Source organism: Micromonospora sp. NPDC127501 (genome assembly GCF_040302185.1).
GTDB lineage: Bacteria > Actinomycetota > Actinomycetes > Mycobacteriales > Micromonosporaceae > Micromonospora.
In genome coordinates this window covers 65,616-77,613 of record NZ_JBEORJ010000006.1, presented here as the reverse complement: position 1 = coordinate 77,613, position 11,998 = coordinate 65,616, and the positions used below count along the sequence as shown (strand labels likewise).

Annotated in this window: 11 protein-coding genes; 9 read left to right on the top strand and 2 right to left on the bottom strand. The window is 70.4% G+C overall.

From position 1 onward, the window contains the following. Positions 1–208: 208 nt before the first annotated feature. On the top strand, positions 209–1,087 hold the full coding sequence (locus tag ABTW72_RS15575; RefSeq protein WP_350859172.1) for an amidohydrolase family protein: 879 nt from the start codon (positions 209–211) through the stop codon (positions 1,085–1,087). Between the two features lie 225 nt (positions 1,088–1,312). On the opposite strand, the gene ABTW72_RS15570 is transcribed toward ABTW72_RS15575, so the two are convergent. Further along, positions 1,313–2,044, bottom strand: a complete 732-nt coding sequence (locus tag ABTW72_RS15570; RefSeq protein WP_350859169.1) for a FadR/GntR family transcriptional regulator — start codon at positions 2,042–2,044, stop codon at positions 1,313–1,315. 138 nt (positions 2,045–2,182) lie between these two features. Between ABTW72_RS15570 and ABTW72_RS15565 the strand changes: the two genes are divergently transcribed. From ABTW72_RS15565 to ABTW72_RS15530, 8 genes are all read left to right on the top strand, one after another. Continuing rightward, positions 2,183–3,808 carry an ABC transporter substrate-binding protein gene (locus ABTW72_RS15565; protein ID WP_350859166.1) on the top strand — a complete coding sequence of 542 codons (1,626 nt, stop codon included), beginning with the start codon at positions 2,183–2,185 and terminating at the stop codon, positions 3,806–3,808. Positions 3,809–3,913: 105 nt separating this feature from the next. Then, positions 3,914–4,870 carry an ABC transporter permease gene (locus ABTW72_RS15560; RefSeq protein ID WP_350859163.1) on the top strand — a complete coding sequence of 319 codons (957 nt, stop codon included), beginning with the start codon at positions 3,914–3,916 and terminating at the stop codon, positions 4,868–4,870. Then, entirely contained in the window at positions 4,870–6,828 is a 1,959-nt protein-coding gene (locus tag ABTW72_RS15555) for a dipeptide/oligopeptide/nickel ABC transporter permease/ATP-binding protein (RefSeq protein WP_350859160.1), read from the top strand. Before ABTW72_RS15560 ends, ABTW72_RS15555 begins: the two co-directional genes overlap by 1 nt. Beyond that, entirely contained in the window at positions 6,825–7,892 is a 1,068-nt protein-coding gene (locus ABTW72_RS15550; protein ID WP_350859158.1) for an oligopeptide/dipeptide ABC transporter ATP-binding protein, read from the top strand. Before ABTW72_RS15555 ends, ABTW72_RS15550 begins: the two co-directional genes overlap by 4 nt. After that, a complete protein-coding gene (locus ABTW72_RS15545; RefSeq protein ID WP_350859155.1) occupies positions 7,889–8,827 on the top strand; it encodes a dihydrodipicolinate synthase family protein in 939 nt (312 codons plus the stop codon). Before ABTW72_RS15550 ends, ABTW72_RS15545 begins: the two co-directional genes overlap by 4 nt. 2 nt (positions 8,828–8,829) lie before the next feature. Continuing rightward, positions 8,830–9,777 carry an ROK family protein gene (locus ABTW72_RS15540; protein ID WP_350859152.1) on the top strand — a complete coding sequence of 316 codons (948 nt, stop codon included), beginning with the start codon at positions 8,830–8,832 and terminating at the stop codon, positions 9,775–9,777. Then, positions 9,774–10,454 carry an N-acetylmannosamine-6-phosphate 2-epimerase gene (locus tag ABTW72_RS15535; protein ID WP_350859149.1) on the top strand — a complete coding sequence of 227 codons (681 nt, stop codon included), beginning with the start codon at positions 9,774–9,776 and terminating at the stop codon, positions 10,452–10,454. Before ABTW72_RS15540 ends, ABTW72_RS15535 begins: the two co-directional genes overlap by 4 nt. Before the next feature lie 94 nt (positions 10,455–10,548). Then, a complete protein-coding gene (locus ABTW72_RS15530) occupies positions 10,549–11,514 on the top strand; it encodes an acetylxylan esterase (protein WP_350859147.1) in 966 nt (321 codons plus the stop codon). A gap of 21 nt (positions 11,515–11,535) precedes the next feature. Here the strand turns inward: ABTW72_RS15530 and ABTW72_RS15525 are convergent, their stop codons facing one another. Next, entirely contained in the window at positions 11,536–11,991 is a 456-nt protein-coding gene (locus ABTW72_RS15525) for an RrF2 family transcriptional regulator (RefSeq protein WP_030333674.1), read from the bottom strand. Positions 11,992–11,998 lie beyond the last annotated feature (7 nt).

Below are 11,998 nucleotides of genomic sequence, written 5' to 3'. Positions count from 1 at the left end.
CTCTATGCCACGGGAGTTAACGTGGGATGTATATTTTTGTCAATGGCGCGGACGTAAGAGCCTGGTGACGCCGCCTGGGCGGAGGGTCGTCGCGTGTGGTCATGGAATAACAGCTCATCCGGGGTATTGATTTAGACATCGACTCATGTTAGATATCTGATGTCAGAGCTATGATCTCCGCAAACATATGATGTATGTGGGAGGTGGGGTGCGGCCTCAATCCGGCGCCCGCGCGCTGACCGTCGATGCGCACCATCACCTCTGGGAAGATCCGCCCGCTTACGCCTGGCTCGACGACGACCGGATGCGGTCGGTCCGCCGCCCGTTCACAGTGGCCCAGTGGCAGGCGCAACTACGTTCGGCCCAGGTCGACTACTCCGTCCTCGTGGAGGGCGGGCGATGCGACGAGGCGGAGTCGGACGACCTGCTCCGGTGGGCCGCCGAGGCGCCGCAGATCGCCGGTGTGGTGCTGTGGGCGGACCTGACCGGTCCCGGGTTGACGGCCCGCATCACCAGGCACCTTCGGCGCTTCGGTGGCGAACGGGTGGTCGGTGTCCGCGCCCAGATCCAGGCCGAGCCGGACCCGAACTACCTGGACCGTCCGGACGTGCGTCACGGCCTGCGTGTCGTTGCGGCGGCCGGGCTGGCCTTCGACCTGGTCGTTCGGGTGGACCAGCTGCCCGCCGCAGCCCGGGCCGCGGCAGCGCTGCCGGGCGTGCGCTTCGTTCTCGACCATCTCGGCAAGCCGGAGATCCGGGCTGGTGCGGAGGGGTTCAACCGGTGGCGCGGACCGCTCGCGGCGCTGGCCGAACTGCCCAACGTCACGGCCAAGGTGTCGGGTCTGGTGACGGCGGCGGACTGGGACTCGTGGCGCGCCGCCGACCTGCGACCGTTCGTCCGCGAGGCGATCGTCCGATTCGGACCGGAGCGCCTGATGTTCGGTTCCGACTGGCCGGTGTGCCTGCTCGCGGGTAGCTACGGCCGGATCCGGGCCGCGCTGCACCAGGTGTTGCCGCCGCTGACCGAGGCAGCCTCCCAGGCGATCTTCGGAGCCACCGCCGCGCGCGTCTACCAGCTGGCGGTGTGAGGGTTGCGGTGACGGCACGGCGATGGCCGTCGAGCGGGTGGGTGTCGGGCGTGGTGACCGGCCGTGGCCGCTGACCGGCATCGCCGTCCGACTCTTCGAACAGCTCAACCGTCAGCGGCACGACCAGTGCGGTCACCCCTGGCCGTCATGCCGACCCAGTCAGGTGACGACATGGCGTGGGTCGCGGGTCCTCTGCCGGAGTCCGTAGGGGGTGATCGTGGCGAGTCAGGCCTGTACGACGCGGGCGATGCTCGCCCGGATGGGCGCGTAGTGCTCGGCGATGGCAGCCTGTAGGCCCTCCACGTTTCCGGCTGCGATCGCGTGCACGATCGCCCGATGCCGCTGGGCGGTGATCAACCGGTCCTCCTGCTGGGTACGCAGTGTGGGGGCGACGATGGCCTGTACCTGCCAGAACGCCTCGGTCAGCTGGAGGATCAGGTCGTTGCCGAGGGGTTCCAGCAGCTTCACGTGGAAGGCCCGGTCGACGTCGAGGAAGTCCATGCCCTGGGCGGCCAGACTCTCCATCTCGTCGGCGAGCGCGGAGAGGGCGGCCTGGTGCTCGCTGTCGAGAACGGCGATGACCTGGGCCGCGAGCCCCTGTTCGAGGGTCTGCCGGACGTCGACGACCTGCCCCAGCACGTGATGGTCCTCCTCACCGCTGAGGAGGCCGCGGAAGGTCAGACCCTCCACGAGGGCGGCGAGGGACATGCGGCCGACGAAGGTGCCGTGGCCGTGCCGCACCTCGACGATGTCGAGGGCGGAAAGGATCTTGACGGCCTCGCGGACGCTTGAGCGGCTCGCGCCCACCGCCTCGCACAGTTCCGCCTCGGTGGGCAGAATGTCTCCCGGCTTGAGGCGGTTGCGGAGGATGTACTCCTTGATCTTGGCCCCCACCTCCTGCCGGCGCGGACCTGGGCGCTCCGCACCGCGTAGCGGGGATGCGTCAATGGTCGTCATCTGCCACTTGCCCTTCGTTCACGGATCTGACACGCTCACCCTATCGGCATCAGATGTCTGACGTCAGACCCCATTTATCTTCGAATCCCTCAGCGCGAGCGTTACGCGAGCGCATGAAGAGCCTATGGAGGCAGCTACGTGAGCACCACCGTTAAGTCATCGGGGACTTGGCGCTTCCCCGCGCGCCGGCTCCGCGCGCTGGGCGTCGCGTCCACCGCGGCGGCCCTCGCTCTCGGACTGGTCGCCTGCAGCGGCGGCCCGGCCTCGACCAACGCCGTCGAGGGAAGCGGGGGGAAGACGTCGATCGAGACCACCCTCGCGTTCACCCTCTCTAGCGGGTTCGACCCGGGGAACGCCTCGTCGGCGGTGGCGACGGCGGTCAACCAGCACATCTTCGAGGGTCTGATCGATCTTGACCCGGTTACCCGGGAACCTTACCGCGCCCTCGCCAAGGAAGACCCGGTGGCCAGCGCCGACGGGCTCACCTACACCGTGGCGGTGCGTGACGGCGCCAAGTTCTCCGACGGCACGCCCGTCACCGCCGAGGACGTCGCCTGGTCCTTCACCCGCGTGCTGAAGCCGGCCGACCCCAAGGCCCCGCCGCTGATGCAGGGTTTCGTGTCGTTCATCGACTCGGTGACGGCCAAGGACGCGACGACTGTCGAGTTCAAGCTGAAGTACCCGTTCGCCCTGTTCTCCGAGCGGATCGCCGTCATCAAGGTCCTGCCGAAGGCGAAGACCGCGGACCCGGCGGCCTCGAAGGCCTTCGACACGGCACCGATCGGCTCGGGCCCGTTCAAGCTGGACAGCGCGTCCAAGGAGTCGGGCGTCAAGCTCAGCAAGAGCCCGAACTACAACGGCCCGCGTCCGGCCAAGGTCGAGACGATGACCTGGAACACCACCTCGGAGGCTTCGGCCCGGGTGTCGGACCTGCAGGGCGGTCGTGTCCAGGCCATCGAGTCGGTGCCGTACCTGAACGTCGACTCGCTCAAGGACAAGTACACCGTCGATGTGAAGCAGGCCTTCAACCAGGTCTTCCTCATGTTCAACTCGTCGGCGGCGCCGTTCAACGACAAGCGGGTGCGCCAGGCGCTGCACTACGCGATCAACAAGGACGAGGTCATCAAGACCGCCCTCAACGGCTACGGCAGCCCGGCGACGAGCTACCTGGACGAGGGCAACAAGGACTACCAGAAGGCCGCCACCGTCTACGACTACAACCTGGAGAAGGCCAAGAGCCTGCTTCAGGAGGCCGGTGTCACGAACCTGTCGTTCCAGCTCGACACCACTGACAACTCGGTCGTGAAGGATGTCGCGCCGCTGGTCATCGAGCAGTGGAAGAAGATCGGCGTCACCGCCAAGCTCAACACGGTGCCGTCCTCGGCCATCTACGGTGACATCGTTCCGAAGGACACCTTCCGGGTGCTCATGGCCACCGGTGACCCGAGCGTCTTCGGCGTCGACACCGACCTGCTGATGCGCTGGTTCTACTACGGCGAGACCTGGCCGGGGCAGCGTTACCGTTGGAACGCAGCGGACCGCAAGGCCATGGCCGACCTGCTCGACAAGGCAGCGCAGACCTCCGACGAGGCGGCCCGCAAGGCGCTGTGGAAGCAGGCCCTGGACAAGGTGGCCGACGAGGCTCCCCTGTACCCGATCCTGCACACCAAGGTCGTCACCGCGTACGACCCCGCGAAGCTCTCCGACTTCTCGGGTGCGGCGACCACCGGCCTGTACTTCCTGGGCTCCAGCCGAAAGGGCTGAGCCCGCCTCGGGGGCCCCACCCTGGCCCCTCCGCGTCCCGCCCAGCCCTCTGTCCCTTGGGGTTGGGCGGGACGTCCCGGCGGCCCTCGACGAGAGAAAGACACCATGCTGAGCGTTCTGAGCCTGGTCGCGCGACGACTACTGACCCTGATACCGCTGGTGCTGGGCATCACGATCTTCGTCTTCGTGATCATGCAGTTCTCCCCGATCGATCCCGCGTTGTCCGTCCTCGGCGATCAGGCGACCCCCGAGCAGGTGGCCGCTTTCAAGACCGCCAACGGGCTCGACGACCCGCTGCCCTTGCGGTACCTGCACTTCCTGGGCGACCTGCTCCGGGGCGATCTCGGCGTGACCTTCCCGCCGTCCGTTCCGGTCGCTGACAAGATCGCCATGGCGCTGCCGCTGACGATCCAGCTGACGGCCCTCGGCATCGTCGGCGCGCTGGTCATCGCGTTGGTCCTCGGCATCACCGCGGCGCTGTACCGCGACCGCTGGCCCGACCAGGTCATCCGGTTCGTCTCGATGGCCGGTATCGCCATGCCGTCGTTCTGGCTGGCCCTCCTGCTCATCCAGGAGCTGTCGGTCCGCCGCCCCGTCTTCCCGACCGGCGGGTACGTCAACCCGGGTGACTCGCTCTCCCTCTGGTTGCAGTCCCTCGCCATGCCCGCGCTGGCTCTCGCCGTGCCGGTCGGCTGCACGCTGGCCAGAATCGTGCGGACGTCGATGGTCGAGGAACTCGACAAGGACTACGTCCGGACCGCCATCGGCGCCGGGCTGCCACCGCGCGTGGTGATCGGACGCAACGTGCTGCGCAACGCACTGGTCAACCCGCTCACCGTGCTGGGCCTGCGGATCGGCTACCTGCTGGGCGGCACTGTCGTCATCGAGGCCATCTTCTCGCTGCCCGGCATGGGCACCCAGATCATGAGCGCGGTGCAGCAGAACGACACCGCACTCGCGCAGGGAACCGTGCTGACGATCGCCATCTGCTTCGTCTTCGTGAACCTGGTGGTCGACATCCTCTACCTCTTCGCCAACCCTCGACTGCGCGGAGCCCACTGATGCGTCGAACACTCACCGCCCGACTGTCGGCGCCCGGCATCGCCTTCAAACGGCTCAGCGTCACCGCCCGGATCGCCCTGAGCTTCGTCCTGCTCATCGTCGTGGTGGGCATCTTCGCGCCGCTGATCCTGCGGCACGACCCCGCGCAGGCCGGCCTCGGCCCGGCGCTGACCGGCCCGAACGGCGACTACTGGTTCGGCCTGGACAAACTGGGACGCGACGTCTTCTCCCGGCTGGTGGCCGGCACCCGGCGTTCCCTGATCGTCGGTTTCGGCGCCGCCGGCATCGCCCTGCTGTTCGGTGCGATCCTCGGCGCGATCGCGGCGACGAGCCGGAGCGCGATCGACGAGGTGGTGATGCGCTGCCTCGACGTCGTCATGGCATTCCCCGCCATCGTGCTCTCCGCCCTGCTGATCATCTCGTTCGGCAAGAACAGTCTCGTGGTCCTCGTGGTCGCGATCGGCTTCGTCTTCGTGCCCTCGATCGCGCGTATCGTCCGCGCCAACGTGCTCTCGCAGTACCGGGAGGACTACGTCGCGGCCGAACGGATCATCGGCGCCCGACGACCGCACATCCTCTGGCGGCACATCCTGCGTAACTGCGCTGCCCCGATCCTCGTCTTCGTCACCGTCATGGTGGCCGACTCGATCGTGTTCGAGGCGTCCCTCTCCTTCATCGGTGGCGGGCTGGCGCCCCAGGAGGCGGCGTCCTCGTGGGGTTCGGTCATCGCCTTCGGCAAGGAGATGGTCCAGATCGGTGGCTGGTGGGCCACGTTCTTCCCCGGCCTGCTGATCCTGCTCACCGTGCTCGCCCTGAACGTGCTCTCCGAGGGGATGTCCGACGCCTGGGCCGCCCCGGCAGCGCGGCGGGCCACCTCGACGAAGGTCGGCGACGCGCAGGAGGAGGCGCAGCCCGGCTCCGGTGAGATGGTGCAACTGCCCGGCCTGGCCGAGGCGGCGCAGCGGCTGCGCGAGCGGGCCCGTCCGCTCCCCGAGGGTGAGCCGGTCCTGGAGGTCCGGAACCTGTCGATCGGGTTCGAGGGACGCCACCGTGGAGTCGACATCGTCGACGACCTGACCTTCGACGTCCGCCCCGGCGAGGTCCTCGGCCTGGTGGGGGAGTCCGGCTCGGGTAAGTCGTTGACCTCCCTCGCCGTGATGGGCCTGCTGCCGCAGGGTGCCCGGGTTCGCGGTGAGGTCCGGTTCGCGGGCACCGACCTGCTGACGGTGAGCACCAAACGACGCCGTGCCCTGATGGGGCGCGAGATCGCGATGGTCTACCAGGACGCCCTGTCGGCCCTGAACCCCTCACTGCGCATCGGCCCCCAGCTCGGCCAGATGATCAGCCGTGGCGGCACCCGGTCCGCCGAGGAGCTGATGGAACTCGTCGGCCTTGACCCGCGGCGCACCCTGTCCGCGTACCCGCACGAGCTCTCCGGTGGGCAGCGGCAGCGCGTGGTGATCGCCATGGCGCTGTCCCGGGACCCACGCCTGATCATCGCCGACGAGCCGACCACCGCGCTGGACGTCACCGTCCAGGCACAGGTCATGGAACTGCTGCTGCGGCTGCGCGGCCAGCTGGGCTTCGCGCTGATCCTGGTCAGCCACGACCTGGCGCTGGTCAGCGACGTCGCGGACCGCGTCGTGGTGATGTACGGCGGGCAGATCGTCGAGAGCGGTGTCACCGCCGACGTGGTCGGAGCGCCGGCGCACCACTACGCCCGGGGACTTCTCGGTTCCGTGCTCTCCCTCGAAGCCGGCGCGGAGCGGCTCACCCAGATCCGTGGTGTGGTGCCGTCGCCCGCCGACTTCCCGCCGGGGTGCCGGTTCGCCGACCGCTGCCCCATGGCGACCGAGATCTGCCGGGAGGAGACGCCCCGCCTGGAGGGCGACGCCGGCCACCGGTACGCCTGTCACCACCCGGCCGTCACCATCAGGGAAGAGGAGCTGGCCCGATGAGTGCGACAGCCCCGCACGACTCGATCGTCGAGCTGCGCGACGTGCACGTGGTTCACCGCACCCGTGGGGGCGGCATGTTCGGCCGCGAGCGGGTGTACGCCCTCACCGGCGCGGACCTGACCGTGCGTTCCGGCGAGACCATCGGTGTCGTCGGTGAGTCCGGCTGCGGGAAGTCCACCATGGCCAAGGTGCTGGTGGGTCTCCAGAAGCCGACGAGCGGCACTGTCGCGTTCTCCGGCAAGGACGTCTGGTCGATGAACTCGTCGGAACGACGCCAGCACATCGGCGCCGGGGTCGGCATGATCTTCCAGGATCCGGCCACGTCGCTGAACCGGCGCATGCCGGTCCGCGACATCCTGCGCGATCCGCTCGACGTGCACCGCCGCGGCACCCGCACGGAGCGCGAGGAGCGGGTCAGGGAGCTGATGGCCCTGGTGGGGCTGCCCCGGTCGGTCGCCGACGTTCTGCCGAGCCAGCTCTCCGGCGGTCAGCGTCAGCGGGTGTCCATCGCGCGTGCCCTGGCCCTGGAACCGGGCCTGGTCATCGCCGATGAGCCCACCAGCGCCCTCGACGTGTCGGTGCGGGCGCAGATCCTCAACCTGCTCCTGGACCTCAAGGAGCGGCTGAACCTGGCCATGGTCTTCGTCTCGCACGACATCCAGACGGTCAAGCGGATCAGTGACCGCGTGGTCACCATGTACCTGGGCCGGATCGTGGAGCAGACACCCGCCGCCGGGCTTCCCGAGGTCGCGCAGCACCCGTACACCCGGGCGCTCTTCTCCGCCACGCCGGGTCTGCTCTCGCCGCTCGACCCGATCCCGCTCGTCGGCCCCGTCCCGCTCGCCACCAGGCCGCCCACCGGATGCCCGTTCCGCACCCGGTGCTGGAAGGCCACCGACGGCTGCGCCATCGAGATGCCGCCGATCCAGTCGGGCGCCGGCGGTGCCCACGAGTTCCGGTGCTACCACCCCGTTCCTGCCGGATCCAGCAACACGGAGCTGGTCGAGCTCGCCAGAGCAGCGACCGGCCGCACCACCCCCCTAGATGTCGAGGAGACAGCGTGACCACCCCAGCCCCGCGGTTCGCCGGAGTCGTGCCGCCGGTCGTCACCCCCCTGACCGAGGAGGGGGCGGTCGACGTCGCCTCCCTTGAGCGACTCGTCGAGCGGATGCTCGCCGCCGGCGTCGACGGCATCTTCGCCCTCGGCAGTTCCGGCGAGACGGTGTTCCTCACCGACAGCCAGCGGGACCAGGCACTCGAAACCGTCGTGAAGACGGTCGGCGGGACGGTGCCGGTCATCGCGGGCTGCATCGAGCCGACCACGCGCCGGGTCCTCGACCGGGCCGACGCGTCGACGCGCCTGGGTGTCGACGGCCTGGTGGCCACCGCTCCCTTCTACGCCATCGTCGGCCCGCACGAGGTCGAGCGGCACTTCCGGTCGCTCGCCGCTTCGGTCGAGCTGCCCCTGCTGGCGTACGACATCCCGGTCTGTGTGCACACCAAGCTCTCACCGGGTCTGCTGAGCCGGCTCGCCGCGGAGGGCGTCCTGGCCGGCGTCAAGGACTCCAGCGGCGACGACGTCTCCTTCCGCCAGTTGGTGCTGTCCATCGCCGAACACGCCCCGGACGCCGGCTTCAGCCTGTTGACCGGCCACGAGGTGGTGGTCGACGCGATGATGCTCGCCGGTGCCTCCGGTTCCGTCCCCGGGTTGGGCAACGTGGACCCGGAGGGCTACGTGCGGCTCCACCGGGCGTGCGTGAGTGGCGACTGGGACACCGCCCGCGCGGAGCAGGAACGGCTGACCCGGTTGTTCCGGATCGTCGACGCGGCCGACCCGGCGACGGCGGCGGGGGCGACCCGGGGCGTGGGCGCGTTCAAGACGGCCCTGGCCCTGCTCGGCGTCATCGACAGCAACGCCGTGTCACTTCCGATGCGACCGCTCGACGCCGATGAGGCGAGCCGGGTGCGCGCCCACCTGGAACTGGCGGGGCTGCTCTAGCCATGTCCGAGGCACGCAAGCCCCCGGTCGTCGACGAGGCGGTAGCCGCGCTCGACATCGGGGGCACCAAGACGGCTGCCGCCATCGTGACGCGTCACGGTGAGGTCGTCGACCGGATCACCGCGCCCACCCCTGGCCGGGCCGGGGCGACCGCCATCCTCGACACCGCGGCCGACCTCGTCGGTCGGCTGCGGGCGAGGGCGACGGGGACAGACGTCCGTGCCCTCGGAGTCGGTAGTGCCGGTGTGATCGACCACCGGACGGGCCGGGTGCTCTCGGCCACCGACGCCCTGGCCGGCTGGGCCGGCACGGACCTCAGCGGCCGACTGCGGGCGCTGCTGGACCTGCCCGTCTCCGTCATCAACGACGTGCACGCGCACGCCCTCGGCGAGGCGCGTCATGGCGTCGCGGTCGGCCACGAGACGACGCTCTTCATCGCGGTCGGCACCGGTATCGGCGCCTCGTTCGTCATCGGCGGCACCGTGCTGGCCGGTGCCCACTCCGCGGCCGGCCACGCCGGCCACCAGCCCTCGCCGTACGCGGCAGGGCTGGCGTGCACCTGCGGCGGCCAGGAGCACCTGGAGGCGATCGCCTCCGGGCCCGGCCTCACCGAAGAGTACGTCCGGCGTACCGGCCGGCCGGTCGACGACCTGCGCGCGGTGGCCACGCGCGCCGCGGACGGCGACGCCACCGCCCGGGAGGTGGTCCTGCTCGGCGGGGCCGCCGTCGGCTCGGCGGTCGGCGGGCTGGTCAACGTGCTCGACCCCGCCGCGGTCGTCATCGGCGGCGGGGTCGCCGGCCTCGGTGACCTCTGGTGGCAGGCACTTCGGGACGCCGTGCGGCGGGAGACGTTGCCCAGCCTGGTCGACGTGCCCGTGCTCGCCTCCACCCTCGGATCGGACGCCCCACTTCTCGGCGCCGCCTCACTCGCCTGGGAGGGCACCGCATGAACAAGCTGATCGCGCACCTCCGCCACCGCCTCGTCGTCTCCTGCCAGGCGTACCCCGGTGAGCCGATGCGCAGCCCGGACACGATGCGCCGGGTGGCCCTCGCCGCCGCCCAGGGTGGCGCCGCCGGCATCCGTGCCCAGGGCCTGGCGGACATCGCGGCCATCCGGGGGGCGGTCGACCTGCCGCTGATCGGGCTGTGGAAGGACGGGGACGACGACGTCTTCATCACCCCCACGCTCGAGCACGCGCTGGCCGTGGCGCGGGCCGGCGCGCACGTCGTCGCTCTCGACGGCACCGCGCGACCCCGACCGGACTGCCGCACTCTCGGCGACACCATCGCCGCCGTCCACGAGCTGACCGGGGCTCTGGTGATGGCCGACTGCTCCACCCTCGCCGAGGGGATCGCCGCCGCGGCGGCGGGAGCCGACCTGGTTGGCACCACCCTGTCCGGCTACACCGCGTACACCAGCAAGCAGCCCGGCCCCGACCTGGACCTGGTCGCCCGGCTCTCCACCGCGATCGACGTGCCGGTGGTCGCCGAGGGCCGGATCCACACACCGGCCCACGCGGCGCAGGCGCTACGGGCCGGGGCGTGGACGGTGGTGGTGGGCACTGCGATCACCCACCCCAGCACCATCACCGGCTGGTTCGCGTCGGCGATGGCGGACGCCCGGTAGCGGCTCCCGAACGCCCCACCGCCCGGCGGTCCTGTGCGGACCGACGGCGGCCCGTCACACCCACCGACAAACCTGCTGTCCTGGAGGCCAAGCTGTGGCTCTGAGCGATCTCACCCTCGCCGACTGCTGGGCGTACCGACCCGACCTGACTGTTCCGGACGACCTGGACGCCTTCTGGGAGCGGACGCTGGGTGCCGACAGGGCCGCGGCGGCGACGTACGAACCCGTCCACACCGGCCTCACCCAGATCCACACGTTCTCGGTCAGCGTTCCCGGCTACGGCGGCGAGCCGGTGCACGGCTGGCTGCACCTGCCGGCGAATGCCACCGAGCCGTTGGCGTGCGTGGTCGAGTACCTCGGGTACGGCCGAGGCCGTGGCCTGGCACACGAGAAACTGTTCTGGGCCTCGGCGGGCTTCGCTCACCTGATCATGGATACCCGGGGTCAGGGCTGGAGTGCCGCGACCGGCGTCACCGCCGACCCGCACCCGTACCCGTCGGGCACCGTTCCCGGCTTCCTCACCCGCGGCGTCACCAGCCCGGACGACTTCTACTACCGCAGGCTGATCACCGACGCGGTCCGGTTCGCCCAGGCCGCTCAGGAACATCCCGCCGTCGACCCCGACCGGGTCGTCGTCACCGGCATCAGTCAGGGAGGCGGCCTTTCGCTGGCGGTGGCCGCGTTGTTCCCGGGCGTCGCGGCAGCCATGCCCGACGTGCCCTTCCTGTGTGACTTCCCGCGTGGTGTCCAGGTCGCCCCTCAGGGCCCCTACGGCGAGATCGTCGAGTATCTCTCGCTCCACCGGGACCGGAGCGGCCAGGTGTTCCGGACGTTGTCGTACGTCGACGCCGCGGTGCTCGCGCCCGGCGCGACCGCGCCCGCGCTGTTCTCCATCGCGATGATGGACCAGACCTGCCCGCCCTCGACCTGCTTCGCCGCCTACCACCGCTACGGCGGCGACAAGGAGGTGCGCGTGTACGAGTTCAACGACCACGAGGGTGGCGAGGCGCACCACCAGCTCGAACAGCTCGCCTGGCTGCACAAGCTCTTCGGCCGCTGAGGACAGGCTGCCCGGCCGGCGTCAGCGCGGCTCCCACGCGTCGGGCAGCGCGGTGAGCTTGCGGACGTGCGCGGGCAGCCGACCGCTGACGATCTCGGCGAGGCTCACCTCGTCGACGACCCGCCGCACGGCGGCGCGCACCGCCACCCACAGGCCGGGCAGGTTCTCCGCCGAACCCTCGTACCGGGTTTCCTCGGGGCGTAACCCGCGTACCCCGGCCAGCGGGCCCTCGACGGCGCGCAGCACCGCGCCGACGGTCACCTCGCGTGGCGGGCGGGCCAGCGTGTAGCCGCCCTCGGCGCCGCGTTGGGCGCGGACGATGCCGGCCCGGCGCAGATCCGCCAGGACCGCCTCCAGGAACTTGCGGGGCATGTCCTGCTCCGCGGCGATGGCCTGGGTAGACAGCAGCGAGGGGTACGCGGTGGCGAGGCTCAACGCCGCCCGTACCGCGTAGTCGCCGCGCGCGGAGATCTGCACCCTGCCA